Origin of the sequence: Mesorhizobium sp. ES1-3 (assembly GCF_020164795.1) — a bacterium.
Classification (GTDB): domain Bacteria; phylum Pseudomonadota; class Alphaproteobacteria; order Rhizobiales; family Rhizobiaceae; genus Mesorhizobium.
This window is the reverse complement of record NZ_JAIUGW010000010.1, coordinates 105,228-119,768: the sequence shown is the minus strand read 5'-3', so window position 1 is coordinate 119,768 and position 14,541 is coordinate 105,228. Positions and strand designations below refer to the sequence as shown.

The window sequence follows — 14,541 nt, the reverse complement described above, 5'->3', positions numbered from 1 at the left end:
GCAAAATTGGCAACCCTAGGCCCTAACCTTGACTGACTCCATGTTCTGAAATGCGGCCAACGCCGCCTTTAGCCCCTCGGGACCCGTGGCTACCGTCTGCGGCGTCGGCGAGAAACCGGCGCCGAGCATCTTGCGGCCAAGCATGTGGTCGCCGGGGCGGTTGACGGATTCGATACCGAGCAGGCGGTCGCCGGCATAGTGGTAGATCGAGAATTTGTTGTCGGGAAGATCGCCGAGTACGACATGGCTGTCGCCGCCAGCGGTCAGGCCAACCATCTGCAGCTTCATGTCGCCAATGTCGGACCAGAACCATGGCACCGCCGAGTAGGCGTCGGTGTGACCGGTAATTGTCCTGGCGGCAAGCCGTGCCTGGTCGGTGGCGTTTTGCACCGATTCCAGCCGCACGTCGCCGCCCGTGAACCAGTGCCGGTACGAGGCGGCGTCGCCGATGGCTAGAATCTCCGGAGCCGAGCTGCGCATCTGGTGATCGACGCGGATGCCGTTGGCGACGGCAAGGCCCGCGGCTTGCGCCAGCTCGACATTCGGCACGGCGCCGATGCCGACCACGACCATACGCGCCGGCAGTCTTTCGCCTGACGAGGTGATCGCGGCCGTGACATGGCCGTTTTCGCCTTCGAGCCTTGAAATCGAGGTCCCGGTGAGAATGCGCACGCCTGTCGCTTCCAGCCTTTGCCGGACATGGCTCGCCACCACCGGCGCCACGGCGCGGCCGAGCAGCCGGTCGACGGCTTCGACAACCGTCACGGTGCGGCCGGCAGCCCGCAGCGTCGCTGCGATCTCCAGCCCGATGAAGCCGCCGCCGAGGATGACCACATCTTCGCTCCGCGCGCTCAGCTCCCGGATCAACCGCGCATCGGCCAGCGAGCGCAGCGACACCACGCCGGACAGATCCGCCCCGGGCAGCGGCAGGGCGCGTGGGCGCGATCCGGTCGCCAGGATCAGATGGTCGAAGGCAAGTGCGCCGCCGCCCGCAATGTCGAGACTGTGGCTGCCGGCATCGATACGCTCGATCCGGATCCCTGGCCGGTAGTCGATGGCGCTGCCGGTATAGAAGGCCTCGCCCCGAAGCGGTTGAGGCTTGGCTTCGGCATCCTTGATGAAGGTCTTCGACAGCGGCGGCTTGTGGTAGGGCAGTTCGTTCTCGTCGCCGACCAGGATCACCGGCCCATCGTAGCCATCCTCGCGCAGACTGGCGGCCGCCTGCACGCCCGCATGACCCGCACCGACAATGACCACGCCGTTCTTCATCGCATTCCGATCCCGTTCGATCCTAGGACGTCTCGCCAAGTGGCAATTGTCTGGCGCCGCCGCAAGAGGGGGGTTGCGGGTCGCACCCGGGATGGCGACTGTCAATCGTACAGTTCGTCCGCAAAGCCGGTGCAGCGGGCGTGTAAAGTTGACAATCGTAGTTTAGAATAATTCTAAACTATTGTTTCAATTGAGTTTTCCAGAAATTGTCCATTGACTTCCTTCGGACTCAAAGCTTTAAGGAAGCTCGCGCATTGGCGCATCCCTTTGATGTCTGGGCCTTGAACCCGTTCGATTGGAGGCATTTTGGTGTCTTTCTTCCCTGAGCCGCGCGATCGCGCGGCATGTCTTGCGCCCAATGGCATGAATGTGGCCTGGCGCGGGTCGGCGCGCGCGCCGCTTGGAAAATTCCCGAGAAACTGGAGACCGATAATGACAGCACGATATGGCGGCAGGCTGATGGCGATCGGCGCCACGGCGCTGCTGACGGGAGCGGTGTTCGTGCTGCCCGCCAAGGCGGAAACCGATGCGAAGGCGGTCATCAAGACCTATGCCGACATCGGACTTGCCAAATACGAGGATTCGCTGACCACGGCGCAGGCGCTCGACAAGGCGGTCGACGCGCTGCTTGCCAATCCGTCGGCGGAAACGCTCAATGCCGCCCGCGACGCCTGGAAGGCATCGCGCGTGCCCTACCAGCAGACCGAGGTCTATCGCTTCGGCAACAAGATCGTCGACGACTGGGAAGGCAAGGTGAATTCCTGGCCGCTGGACGAAGGCCTGATCGACTATGTCGCCAAGAGCTACGGCACCGAGTCCGACGCGAATTCGCTCTACACAGCCAATGTGATCGCCAACAAGGAAATCGAGATCAACGGCAAGAAGGTCGATGCCTCGAAGCTCTCACCGGAGTTCCTCTCCGGCACGCTGCAGGAGGCCGGCGGCGTCGAGGCCAATGTCTCCACCGGCTATCATGCCGTCGAATTCCTGCTCTGGGGCCAGGACCTGCACGGCACCGGCCCGGGCGCCGGCGAGCGCCCCTACACCGACTATGACCCAAAGAACTGCACCAGCGGCAATTGCGACCGCCGCGCCGAATATCTGAAGTCCGCCAGCACCCTTCTGGTCTCGGACCTGCAGGAGATGGTCGGCAACTGGAAGGAAGACGGTGCGGCGCGCAAGAACCTGCTCGACGGTGCGCCGAACACCTCCATCTCGGTCATCTTCACCGGCATGGGCTCGCTCTCCTACGGCGAACTGGCAGGCGAACGCATGAAGCTCGGCCTGTTGCTGCATGACCCGGAAGAGGAGCAGGACTGCTTCTCCGACAACACCTACAATTCCCACCTCTATGATGCCGTCGGCATCCGCGCCGCCTATCATGCCAGCTACACCAGGCTGGACGGCACCGTCGTTTCGGGTCCTTCGGCGTCCGATATGGTCAAGGCCGCCGATCCGGCGATCGACAAGGAACTGTCTGATAAACTCGATGTCACCGTCGCCAAGATGGAGGCGATCAAGGCGCGGGCCGAGGCCGGCGAGGCCTATGACCAGCAGATCGCCGAAGGCAATACCGCGGGCAATGCCACCGTTCAGGCGGCGATCGACGCGCTGATCGACCAGACCAAGTCGATCGAGCGCGCGGTCGGTTCGTTGAAGTTGAACGCCATCGCCTTCGAAGGCTCCGACAGCCTCGACGCACCCGACAAGGTGTTCAAGTAGACCCTACCATCCCCAGCCAAACGGCGCCGCACCGGCGCCGTCAGCTAGAGCGACGAAATGCTGATCTGCCATTGCAACATCATCACCGAGAAGGAGATCGAGCAGACGATCATCGGCCTGCTGGATCAGGATCCCTGGCAGCTCATCGTGCCGGCGAAGGTCTATCACGCCATGCACAAACGGGGCCGCTGTTGCGGCTGTTTCCCAAATGTGGTCGAAACGATCATTCGGGTCACCGAGAACTACCATGCCCGCTCGCAGGCGAGCGGCGTGGACATCGTTTCACATCTGGATCGCGTCAGAGGCCTGCGCGTCCAATACGGGAGCAGAACCCATGAAAGGCGAACCACAGGTCATCGAGCGGCTTAACGAGGCTCTTTTTTTGGAGCTCGGCGCCGTCAACCAGTATTGGGTGCATTTCCGCCTGCTCGAGGATTGGGGATATGCCAAGCTGGCCAAGAAGGAGCGGGCGGAATCGATCGAGGAGATGCACCACGCCGACAAGCTGGTCGCCCGCATCATCTTCCTCGAAGGCCATCCCAACCTGCAGTCCGTGGCGCCGCTGCGCATCGGCCAGAACGTCAAGGAAGTGCTCGAATCCGATCTTGCCGGTGAATATGACGCGCGCACTGCCTACAAGCGCTCGCGCGAAATCTGCGATGAGGCGGGCGACTACGTATCGATGAAACTGTTCGAGGAACTGCTGGCCGACGAGGAAGGCCACATCGACTTCCTCGAGACGCAGCTCGACCTGCTGGCCTCGATCGGCGAGGAAAAGTACGGCCAGCTCAACGCCGCATCGGCGGACGAGGCGGATTAAGGATATGCGGGAATGCGGCGCCTCTTAGACTTCCTGCGCCGCTTGCGGCGGGCCAAAGCCCCGCTGCCCCTCCGGAAAGCGCCAGCCATATCGGCTGGTCGGCGCGGCATCATTCTCATGCTGGCGTTGACATCCTCCGCGATCGCCGGCGACCTTCAACCCGCCGGCCTCGCCACCACGCGCACCGATCTCAATGCCAAGGATCAGGCGCGCGTCACCGCCGTCACCAGGCCGACCACGGATTTCTCCCAACCCGAGGCTTTCGAACTGATGCAAGGTGGCGCGGGCACCTCGCGGAAGGACGTCAGCCGCGATTCCTTCTCGCAATCCTCGGCCAACATCAGCTTCGAGGAAGAAGGCACCTTCAAGCTCGGCAACGCCCTGTTCCGCAAGAACTGGGTGTCGTCGCCATCCTCGACGCAGGCGTCGGATGGGCTTGGCCCCCTGTTCAACGAACGCGCCTGCCAGAACTGCCATCTGAAGGATGGCCGCGGCCGGCCGCCGCAAGGCGATGCCGGCACCACCTCGATGTTCCTGCGGCTGGCGCGCGACGCAAGCAGCGCGGAAGAGAAGGCGGCGTTCGCCGACCACAGGCTGCTCAATCTCCCGGACCCGGTCTATGGTACGCAGTTGCAGGAACTGGCCGTCCCTGGCCTCAGGGGTGAGGGCAGGATGCGTGTCGACTATCAGGAACGTAAGGTGGAGCTGACGGATGGCGCCGTGGTTTCCCTGCGCAAGCCCAGTTATTCCGTTACCGATCTTGCCTACGGGCCGCTCGATCCACGCACCACCCTGTCGCCACGCCTGACTCCGCCCGTGATCGGGCTTGGCCTGATCGAGCAGATCGCGCCCGGCGACATTCTGGCCCTTGCCGACCCGGACGATAGGGATGGCGATGGGATCTCCGGCAAGCCGAACATCGTGCGCGATGGCCTGAGCGGCGAGCTGACGCTTGGCCGTTTCGGCTGGAAGGCGCAGACGGCGTCGATCCGCCAGCAGGCGGCGGATGCCTTTGCCGGCGATATCGGCATCTCGACGCCGCAAGAGCCGAAACACTGGGGTGATTGCACCGCCGCGCAGGAAAAATGCCTCGCCATGCCCAACGGCGTGCAGGCGCGCCTCGGCCCTGCCGCGGCGCCGGCGCCGGTGATGGATCTCGTCACCTTTTATTCGCGGAACCTGGCAGTGCCGGCGCGGCGCGACCTCGCCTCGCCTGATGTGCTCGCTGGCAAGAAGGTCTTTTACGAAATCGGCTGCGTTGCCTGTCACACGCCGAAATTCGTCACCCGTCGCGATGCGCCCGACAAGGCGCAGGCGTTCCAGTTGATCTGGCCTTATTCCGATTTCCTGCTGCACGACATGGGGCCGGATCTTGCCGATGGCCAGGCCGTGGGCGAGGCGACTGGCAATGAGTGGCGCACCCCGCCGCTATGGGGCATCGGCCTCACCGAGACGGTCAACGGCAATTCCTTCTATCTGCACGATGGCCGTGCGCGCTCTTTGGTCGAGGCTATCCTGTGGCATGGTGGCGAGGCGCGGAAGGCGCGCGATCGCTTTGCCGCCACCAGCGCCACCGAGCGCGATGCATTGGTCAAATTCCTGGAGTCACTTTGATGCCGAAGCGTTTCGCGCTGGTTCTCCTTCTTCCGCTGGTTCTGCTGAGCGCTCTCCCCGCATCGGCCGCGGTGAAAGCCTCTGACGTCATCCAGCGCGCGATCGACGGCTTTGTCCGCCCGGCATATGACGGCCTGCACCAGCATGCGGAGGCCCTCGCCAAAGCGATGCACAAGCTCTGCGAGGCGCCCTCGCAAGCCGACCTCGAATCCGCGCGGGCTGCGTTCTCGGCTACCGTCCATGCCTGGTCATCGGCCGAGATCATCGGTTTCGGGCCGATCAAGGAGAACAACAGGCTGGAGCGCATGCTATTCTGGCCGGACCGCAAGAGCATCGGCCTGAAACAGGTGCAGGCGGCGCTGTCGGACAAGGATCCCGCCGCCGCCGACCCTGTCCAGCTCGCCGGCAAGAGCGTTGCCATGCAGGGGCTCGGCGCGCTGGAATTCGTGCTTTACGGCGAGGGCGCCGATGCCTTGACGGGCAAGGCTGAACCCTATCGCTGCGCTTATGGCGCGGCTGTTGCCCGCAACATCGAAACCATAGCAGCGGATGTCAGTGCGGCCTGGAACAAACCGGACGGCTTCGCGGCGCTCTGGGCCAATCCGGGGCCGCAAAACGCGCTCTATCGTGATGGCAACGAGGCGGTCACCGAACTGGTCGGGGTCTTCATCAACGAGCTGGAAATGGTCCGCGATGTGCGCCTGAAGGGTTTTCTGGGTGCCAAGCCCGAGGCCGACAAGCCAAAACAAGCTATCTACTGGCGTTCGCAAAACACCGCCAATGCGCTGGCCGGAAATCTGGCCGGCGTCGATGCGCTGTTCCAGGTGTCGAAGCTTGGCGACGCGCTGCCGCCGGATGCGCGCTGGATGGCGGAATCGATCCACATCCAGCTGCTCAACGGCGTCGCGATCGCCAAGGCCGTCCAGAGCCCGATCGACAAGGCGCTCGCCGATCCGGCGCTGCGCGAAAAACTCGAGCATTTCGTCCTGATCACCTCCAGCCTGTCGACCCTGATCGGCACCAGGTTGACCGCCGAATTCGGCCTGACCGCCGGCTTCTCGTCGCTGGATGGGGACTGAGCATGAAGAGATTGCTCATCGACCGCCGCGATTTCCTTAAAGTGGCAGGTGCAAGCTTTGCCGCCGCCCTGACGCCCTCAGCCTGGGCGAACACGCTTGCGGCGGATGCCGTCTTTGCCACCGCCTTCGTCAAGCGCGACGGCAGTTTTGGCGCTGCCGTCCTGTCCGAAGCCGGCAAGGTGCTGCATGCGATCGACCTGCCCGATCGCGGCCATGACGTCACCTTCGATCCCGTATTGAAGCGTACGGTGGTCTTTGCCCGCCAGCCCGGCACTTTCGCCGTCGTTTTCGATCACACGGGACGCGATGCTCCGCTGACCATCGCCAGCATCACCGGCCGGCACTTCTTCGGTCACGGCGTGTTCTCGCCCGACGGCGCATTGCTCTACGCCACCGAGAACGATTTCGACAACGCGGCCGGCGTGGTCGGCGTCTATGACGCGCGGGCGAAATTCAATCGCATCGGCGAATTCCCGACCTACGGCATGGGCCCGCACGAACTTCTGCTGCTGGGCGACGGCAGGACGATCGCGGTCGCCAATGGCGGCATCGAGACCCATCCCGACTATGGCCACGCCGAGTTCAACATTGCCACTATGAAACCCTCCTATGTGCTGGTCGACCGCGTCACCGGCGACCTGATCGAAAAGCATGAATTGCCGGCCGCACTGCACCAATTGTCGATCCGCCACATGGATATCGACCAGACCGGCGCCGTCTGGTTCGGTTGCCAGTACCGGGGCCCCGGCACCGATCGTCCGCTGCTGGTCGGCCGCGCCGCGCGTGGCAAGGAGTTGGCTTTGCTCGACATGCCGCAGGACGTGCTGTCCGGTTTCCGCAACTATATCGGCTCGGTCGCCGCCAATCCTGTTGCCGGTACCGTCGCCATCTCCTCGCCGGAAGGCAATTCACTGGTCGTGATCGACGCGGGCAGCGGCGGGGTCGTCTCCTCCAGCGCGCTGGTCGAAGTCTGCGGCGTGGCGCCCGACGGGGCCGGTTTCATGGCGACAACGGGCGCTGGCGAGATCATCGAGGGCAGTGGTGCCACGCGGTCGGAACCGGACTATGTCTGGGACAACCACATGCTGCGCATAGGCCTGGCGGCATAAGGTCCTCTGCCAGGCCAAACCGAAGTCGCTTAACAAATTGTGCACTATACCCTTGCGGTTGCGCGCTATGGCGGGCACAGGGAATTGTTTCTCGAACCGGTCGTTTCATGAAAGTTCTCGCCATCGACTGTGCCGCCAGCCTCTGCGCCGCCTGCGTCTACGACGCGGCGGTCGGGCGGGAGCTCGGCCGTTCGGTGCTTGACCTGGGCAAAGGCCATGCCGAGCACCTGATGGCCGTCATCGCCGAAGCGTTGAAGGCCGGCGCAACCGACTACGCCGGCCTTGGCGCCGTTGCCGTCTCCGTCGGCCCCGGTTCCTTCACCGGCCTGCGCGTCGGTGTGTCGACCGCGCGCGGCCTGGCGCTGGCGCTCAAGGTTCCGGCAATCGGGGTGACGACCCTCGAGGCGCTGGCCGCCGAGGCAGCCACCGCATTTCCAGGCCGTGCCGTGCTGGCGGCGCTCGATGCCGGACGCGAGGAAATCCATGCCGCGCTCTACGATGAAATGTCAGCCTTGACTTACGGTCCGGCGGTGGTCACGCTTGCGGACGCGGTGACCATGGCGTCGGAATGTTCCGCGGTGCTCGCTGGCACGGCGGCGACGCCGATCGCCGAAGCGGCCGGCCGCACCTTCGATGTCGGGCCTCGGACGGCCACCGCCGACATTCTCACCTACGCCCGGCTGGCTGCCGCAAAGGGGCAGGGCGAAAGGCCGAAACCGCTTTATCTGCGTGGTGCCGATGCCAAGCCGCAGGCCGGATTTATACTTTCGAGGCAAAGACCATGATCCCGAACCGAAGGACCGCGTTAGCGGAAAGTGGAAGCCGGTTTTCGCGGACAAACGGTCCCGTTTGTCCACAGATCATGGTCAGACGAGAAAACGAGAATTGATGCGCATACCTTTTCTCCAATCGCGCCGCCGGGAGTACGCGCTCGAGCCGCTCAGGATTACCGACAGCCCAGCTGTCTCGGTGCTGCACCGCGAGGACTTTGTCCGCCCATGGACCGACGGTGAGTTCGCCGCCCTGCTCGAACAGGATACCGTGTTCGGTTATGCCGCGCGCGAAACCGGGCAGGGCGCCAAACCGCCCGTCGGCTTCGTCCTCGCTCGATTGGCCGCGGGCGAGGGTGAAATCCTGACCATCGCGGTGGCGCGGTCGCATCGCCGCCAGGGCCTGGGCTGGCAGTTGATGGACGCGGTGCTGCGCGAGCTGCATTCGCAGCGCGCCGAAGCCCTGTTCCTGGAGGTAGATGAGACCAATGCCGCCGCGATCGCCCTCTATCGTCGGCTGGGTTTTCGGGAAGTCGGCAAGCGACCGGATTACTACAAGTCGCCGGATCGGGGGCCGACGGGCGCGCTTGTCATGCGCCGCGATCTTCGCTAGCGAGGGATCGGGTAGGGCCAGGACATATGATCGGAAAAATCAGGATTTTCCTGGCGCTGGGCCTTGTCGTCGCCGGGTCGCTGGTTCTCGTGCCGCTGCAGATACTGTCGATGAAAACCGGCTGGTGGCCGGAAACCGTCATCCTCAAGACCTGGCACAGGCTGATCATCCGGGCGCTCGGCATGCGTATCCATGTCAGGGGTACGCTGTCGGCCAAGCGTCCCTTGCTGGTGGCCTCCAACCACATCTCCTGGACCGACATCATGGTGCTGGGCTCCTTTGCCGATGTGAAGTTCATCGCCAGGGCCGACATGGAAGGCTGGCCGCTGATCGGCATGCTGTCGAAGCTGCAGCGCACCGTCTTCATCGAGCGCGAGCGCAAGCGCTCCTCGGGCGACCAGGTCAGCGAGATCGCCAATCGTATGGCCAAGGGCGATGCCATGGTGCTGTTCGCGGAGGGGTCGACCGGTGATGGCAATGTTGTGCTGCCCTTCAAGAGCACGCTGTTCGGCGCCGCCTCGATGGCGATCTCGGAAGGTGCCGCGCAGGAAGTGTTCATCCAGCCGGTGGCGATCGCCTACACGCGCCTGCACGGCGTGCCGCTTGGCCGCCGCCACCGCCCGATCGCCGCCTGGATCGGCGACGAGGACCTGATGCCGCATCTCAAGGTGCTGATGGCCGAGGGCGCGCTCGACGTCGAGGTGCATTTCGGCGAACCGATCGCCTTTGCCAAGGGTTCCAACCGCAAGGAAACGGCCAAGCTGATGGAGGGCCGGGTGCGCGAGATGATGCAGGCGGCCCTCGCCGATCCGCACCTGAGCCGTTAGCCGCCGGCATGCGCCAGCCGGCGCATGCGGAGAATCGTCTGTTTTTTGTCACGGAAAGGCGTTAGAAGCCGCCGGATGGACTTGAACACGATTGAAAGCGACGACATCGGCACCGTGGCCGGACAGCCGGCTGTGCATGCCACGGCAGTGAGGAAGGTCTTCATCAAGACCTATGGCTGCCAGATGAACGTCTATGATTCACAGCGCATGACCGACGCGCTGGCCGCCGACGGCTATACCGCGACCGATGCCATCGGCGAGGCCGATCTGGTGCTGCTCAACACCTGCCACATCAGGGAAAAAGCGGCCGAAAAGGTCTATTCCGAACTTGGCCGCATCCGTGACATGAAAGCCGAGCGCGCCAGCGCCGGCCGCGAGATGCTGATCGGCGTCGCTGGTTGCGTGGCGCAGGCCGAGGGCGCCGAGATCGTCCGCCGGTCGCCGGCCGTCGACCTGGTCATCGGTCCGCAGACCTATCACCGTCTGCCCGACGTATTGGCCCGGGTTCGCGGCGGCGAGAAGATCGTCGAGACCGACTACGCCATCGAGGACAAGTTCGAGCATCTGCCGCAGCCCAAGCGCGCCGAGGTGATCAAGCGCGGCGTCACCGCCTTCCTCACCGTCCAGGAAGGCTGCGACAAGTTCTGCACCTTCTGCGTCGTGCCCTATACCAGAGGCTCGGAAGTGTCGCGGCCGGTGGCGCAGATCGTCGCGGAGGCCGAGCGCCTGGCGGAGGCCGGTGTGCGCGAGGTGACGCTGCTCGGCCAGAACGTCAACGCCTGGCATGGCCAGGGCGAGAACGGTCAGGAATGGGGTCTCGGCCGCCTGCTGTTCAGGTTGTCCGAAATCCCCGGACTGGCGCGGCTGCGCTACACGACCAGCCATCCGCGCGACATGGACGACGAATTGATCGCGGCCCATCGCGACCTGCCGTCGCTGATGCCCTATCTGCATCTACCGGTGCAATCAGGCTCGGATCGCATTCTGAAGGCGATGAACCGCAGGCATACGGCGCAAGACTATCTGGCGCTGCTCGACCGCATCCGGGGCGCCCGGCCCGATATCGCACTGTCGGGCGACTTCATCGTCGGGTTCCCCGGCGAGACGGAAACTGATTTCGAAGCGACCATGGAACTGGTGCGCCGGGTGAACTACGCCTCGGCCTTCTCGTTCAAATATTCGCCGCGTCCCGGCACGCCGGGCGCCGACATGCCCGACCACGTGCCGGAAGCGGTCAAGGACGAGCGCTTGCAGCGCCTGCAGGCGCTGCTGTTGAAACAACAGCAGGATTTCGGCTTGAGTTTGGTCGGCAGCACCATAGATACGTTGATCGAGAAGCCCGGCCGTCAGGCCGGCCAGAAGGTTGGTCGCTCGCCTTGGCTGCAGCCGGTTATTGTTGATGAAAAGGCCGGCGAAATCGGTGACATTATCAAGGTGCGAATCACGAAGACGGGCTACAACAGCCTGTTCGCCGAATTGGCCTGATGGTCTCGGCAGATGAGGAGAGACGGTTGAGCGCAGCGGAGCTGAAGAATCTGCCCCCGGTACCGGCATCCGGGGCTTCTGACATGGCGCACATCGTTCTGACTTTCGACAACAACAAGCTTGCCAGCGCCCTTTACGGCCAGTTCGATGAGAACCTGGCCCGGCTCGAGCAGAAGCTCGGCGTCGACATCCGCTCGCGCGGCAACCAGCTGACCATAAAGGGGTCCGCTTCCGCCGCCGAACAGGCACGCCGTGCCTTGGACAATCTCTACGGCATCCTGCAGAAGGGCGTCGACATCGGCCAGTCCGATGTCGACGGCGCCGTGCGCATGGCGGTTGCTGCCGACGATCAGCTGACGCTGCCGACGCTGGAGCGCAAGGGCAAGGTTTCCGCCGCCCAGATCGCCACCCGCAAGAAGACCATCTATGCCCGTTCGCTGAACCAGGACGCCTATATGCGGGCGCTGGAGCGTTCGGAGCTGGTGTTCGGCATCGGTCCGGCCGGCACCGGCAAGACCTATCTGGCGGTGGCGCATGCGGCGATGCTGCTCGAGCGCGGCATGGTCGAGCGCATCATTCTGTCGCGGCCGGCCGTCGAAGCCGGCGAACGGCTGGGCTTTCTGCCGGGCGACATGAAGGAAAAGGTCGATCCGTATCTGCGCCCGCTCTATGACGCGCTCTACGACATGATGCCAGCCGACAAGGTCGAGCGTGCGATTGCCGCCGAAGTGATCGAAATCGCGCCGCTTGCCTTCATGCGCGGCCGCACGCTGGCGCACGCCGCCGTCATTCTCGACGAGGCACAGAACACCACGCCGATGCAGATGAAGATGTTTCTCACCCGTCTCGGCGAGAACTCGCGCATGATCGTCACCGGCGATCCCTCCCAGATCGATCTTCCTCCGAGCACCAAGTCAGGCCTGGTCGAAGCCTTGCGTGTCCTCGACGGTGTGGCTGGCGCGGTAACCGTGCGCTTCAACGATGTCGACGTCGTTCGCCATCCGCTGGTGGCGGAAATCGTCAGGGCCTATGACCGGGACACCAAGCTGGCTCGTGGCCTCGGTGCCGAGAATTGATGTGACGATGCGGCCTCATGCCTGAGGACAACATATCCGGCGGCGGGAGCCTTCCGGTTCCCGTCGAGATCGATATATCGGTTGAAGCGGGCGACTGGCCCGATGAAGCAAGCCTGGCGCGGCTGGTCGATCGCGCGGTTGACGCCGCCTTTGCCGAGACCGGCGCGACGGGTCGTTCCGAACTCAGCGTTGTTTTTTCCGACGATGCCCATATCCGTAGCTTGAATGCGGACTGGCGCGGCAAGGACAAGCCCACCAACGTCTTGTCTTTCCCGGCTTTTCCGCATGCGAAAGGTGGTCCGCTGCCGCCGATGCTCGGCGACATCGTGCTTGCCGCCGAGACCGTGGCGCGCGAGGCGGCACTGGAAGACAAGCCGCTGGAGAACCATATCTGCCATCTCGTCATCCATGGCCTGCTGCATCTGATGGGCCATGATCACGAGACCGACGCCGAGGCCGAGGAGATGGAAGCCATCGAGCGCGCCGCGCTTGCAAGGCTTGCCATTCCCGATCCCTACGCGTAACTAAAAAAGATCAATTGACCGGACGACGATGAACGACAAACCAGAGACTGCCGCCCGCCCCGATGCCGGCAGTGCGATCAAGGCTTCCGATACGTCGGAAGAGGGATCAAGTCCGAGTACCGTTACCCCTGGTGTTGCCAACACCGGCAGCGCCGCCGTCGAGCAGTTGCCTGCCGGTCCCTCCCTGTTCAACCGCGTGCTGGGCCTGTTCCGGCAACGCAACGGCACCAGCCTGCGCGAGGAGATCGCCGGCGCGCTCGCCGAGACGACGAGCGATGTCGAATCCTTCTCGCCTGGCGAGCGCGCCATGCTCAACAACATCCTGCGGCTGCGCGAAGTGCGCGTCGAGGACGTCATGGTGCCGCGCGCCGATATCGAGGCGGTCGAGATCGCCACGACGCTCGGCGATCTCCTTGGCATGTTCGAACAATCCGGCCATTCCCGCATGCCGGTCTATTCCGAGACGCTCGACGACCCGCGCGGCATGGTCCATATCCGCGACGTGCTGGCCCATATCACCAAGATCGCGCGCGTCAGGAAGGGCCGTGCAACCCGCAAAACGCCCGTCGCCACGGTTCTCGATCTTGCCAAGGTCGACCTGGCGCGCACCATCGGGGAGCTCAACCTGATCCGCCAGGTCCTGTTCGTGCCGCCGTCGATGCTCGCTTCCGACCTGATGGGCCGCATGCAGACGACACGCACGCAAATGGCCCTGGTCATCGATGAATATGGCGGCACGGACGGCCTCGTCTCGCTCGAGGACATTGTCGAAATGGTGGTCGGCGACATCGAGGATGAGCACGATGACGACGAGCCGATGATCACCCAGACCGGCGACGGCGTGTTCATCGTCGACGGCAAGGCCGAGATCGACGAGGTCGCCAAGATGATCGGCGAGGATTTCACCGCGGGCGAACATGGCGAATATGTCGACACCATTGGCGGCATGATCTTCAACACGCTCGGCCGCGTGCCGGCACGCGGCGAGGTGGTACAGGCCATTCCAGGCTTCGAGTTCCATGTGCTCGATGCCGATCCGCGCCGCGTCAAGCGCGTGCGCATCGTGCAGAGCCAGAAGGGCGAGCGCCGCCGGCGCGCCACGGCGCGCACCGAACAGGCTTGAGAAGCTGCCGCGCCATGACGGTCGAGGATCCGTTCAAGCATCCGGTCCTCGGTTCTGGCCTGTTCTTCCGCGACCCGCGTGCGGCGATGGATTGGCTCGAAGCGGCCTTCGGCTTCGAGCCCAGCATGGTGGTCAGCGATACCGGCGGAAAACTGGTCCATGCCGAGATGCGGTTCGGGGATGGCTACATCATCGTCGATTCCGAATGGGCCGATCATGTCGCGAGCCCCGCATCGGTCCGCGGCAAGAACACGCAGTCGGTCTATGTCAGGCTGAAAGACGGTCTGGATGCGCATTGCGAGCAGGCCCGCGCGGCCGGTGCTGCCATAATCCAGGAGCCGGCGGACCAGTTCTACGGCGAACGCCAGTATCGGGCGCGCGATCCCGAAGGCCATGTCTGGACGTTCACGCAGCCAATCCGTTCTGTTTCCCGTGAAGAGGCCGAACGGTTGGGTGGCTTGCACATCGAAGGCTGGCACCGGTAGAACCGCAGCCGGGTCGTCGCGCCGG

At 64.0% G+C, this 14,541-nt stretch carries 15 protein-coding genes; 14 read left to right on the top strand and 1 reads right to left on the bottom strand.

Annotated elements, in window-relative coordinates; translation table 11 throughout:
* Positions 1–15 precede the first annotated feature (15 nt).
* Positions 16–1,269 (bottom strand): NAD(P)/FAD-dependent oxidoreductase, encoded by a 1,254-nt coding sequence (locus tag LB536_RS16025; protein ID WP_224594196.1) that lies wholly within the window; start codon positions 1,267–1,269, stop codon positions 16–18.
* 432 nt (positions 1,270–1,701) lie between these two features.
* Here LB536_RS16025 and LB536_RS16020 point away from each other — a divergent pair, with 432 nt between their 5' ends.
* From LB536_RS16020 to LB536_RS15955, 14 genes are all read left to right on the top strand, one after another.
* Positions 1,702–2,991 carry an imelysin family protein gene (locus LB536_RS16020; RefSeq protein WP_411966551.1) on the top strand — a complete coding sequence of 430 codons (1,290 nt, stop codon included), beginning with the start codon at positions 1,702–1,704 and terminating at the stop codon, positions 2,989–2,991.
* Positions 2,992–3,048: 57 nt separating this feature from the next.
* Complete coding sequence (locus LB536_RS16015; protein WP_140507681.1) at positions 3,049–3,360, top strand: (2Fe-2S)-binding protein; 312 nt, start codon at positions 3,049–3,051, stop codon at positions 3,358–3,360.
* On the top strand, positions 3,326–3,811 hold the full coding sequence (bfr, locus tag LB536_RS16010; RefSeq protein WP_140757898.1) for a bacterioferritin: 486 nt from the start codon (positions 3,326–3,328) through the stop codon (positions 3,809–3,811). Before LB536_RS16015 ends, bfr begins: the two co-directional genes overlap by 35 nt.
* Positions 3,812–3,823: 12 nt before the next feature.
* Positions 3,824–5,425, top strand: a complete 1,602-nt coding sequence (locus LB536_RS16005) for a di-heme oxidoredictase family protein (RefSeq protein ID WP_224594194.1) — start codon at positions 3,824–3,826, stop codon at positions 5,423–5,425.
* Positions 5,425–6,504: an imelysin family protein gene (locus LB536_RS16000; RefSeq protein WP_224594191.1), complete on the top strand. Its 1,080-nt coding sequence runs from the start codon at positions 5,425–5,427 to the stop codon at positions 6,502–6,504. The genes LB536_RS16005 and LB536_RS16000 overlap by 1 nt, the downstream gene beginning before the upstream one ends.
* A 2-nt stretch (positions 6,505–6,506) precedes the next feature.
* The gene (locus LB536_RS15995; protein ID WP_224594188.1) at positions 6,507–7,613 is read left to right on the top strand and encodes a DUF1513 domain-containing protein; all 1,107 of its coding nucleotides are present in this window, start codon (positions 6,507–6,509) and stop codon (positions 7,611–7,613) included.
* Between the two features lie 107 nt (positions 7,614–7,720).
* Positions 7,721–8,398 carry a tRNA (adenosine(37)-N6)-threonylcarbamoyltransferase complex dimerization subunit type 1 TsaB gene (tsaB, locus tag LB536_RS15990; RefSeq protein ID WP_140757894.1) on the top strand — a complete coding sequence of 226 codons (678 nt, stop codon included), beginning with the start codon at positions 7,721–7,723 and terminating at the stop codon, positions 8,396–8,398.
* Positions 8,399–8,501: 103 nt separating this feature from the next.
* The gene (rimI, locus tag LB536_RS15985; protein ID WP_224594186.1) at positions 8,502–8,996 is read left to right on the top strand and encodes a ribosomal protein S18-alanine N-acetyltransferase; all 495 of its coding nucleotides are present in this window, start codon (positions 8,502–8,504) and stop codon (positions 8,994–8,996) included.
* Between the two features lie 26 nt (positions 8,997–9,022).
* The gene (locus tag LB536_RS15980; RefSeq protein WP_224594184.1) at positions 9,023–9,823 is read left to right on the top strand and encodes a lysophospholipid acyltransferase family protein; all 801 of its coding nucleotides are present in this window, start codon (positions 9,023–9,025) and stop codon (positions 9,821–9,823) included.
* 75 nt (positions 9,824–9,898) lie between these two features.
* Positions 9,899–11,308, top strand: coding sequence for a tRNA (N6-isopentenyl adenosine(37)-C2)-methylthiotransferase MiaB (gene miaB / locus LB536_RS15975; RefSeq protein ID WP_224594181.1), 1,410 nt, complete (start codon positions 9,899–9,901; stop codon positions 11,306–11,308).
* Between the two features lie 83 nt (positions 11,309–11,391).
* Positions 11,392–12,384: a PhoH family protein gene (locus LB536_RS15970; RefSeq protein ID WP_224594177.1), complete on the top strand. Its 993-nt coding sequence runs from the start codon at positions 11,392–11,394 to the stop codon at positions 12,382–12,384.
* 17 nt (positions 12,385–12,401) lie between these two features.
* Positions 12,402–12,908, top strand: a complete 507-nt coding sequence (gene ybeY / locus LB536_RS15965; protein WP_224594165.1) for an rRNA maturation RNase YbeY — start codon at positions 12,402–12,404, stop codon at positions 12,906–12,908.
* A gap of 28 nt (positions 12,909–12,936) precedes the next feature.
* Positions 12,937–14,031, top strand: coding sequence for a hemolysin family protein (locus tag LB536_RS15960; protein ID WP_224594151.1), 1,095 nt, complete (start codon positions 12,937–12,939; stop codon positions 14,029–14,031).
* A gap of 14 nt (positions 14,032–14,045) precedes the next feature.
* Positions 14,046–14,516, top strand: a complete 471-nt coding sequence (locus tag LB536_RS15955) for a VOC family protein (protein WP_224594149.1) — start codon at positions 14,046–14,048, stop codon at positions 14,514–14,516.
* Positions 14,517–14,541 lie beyond the last annotated feature (25 nt).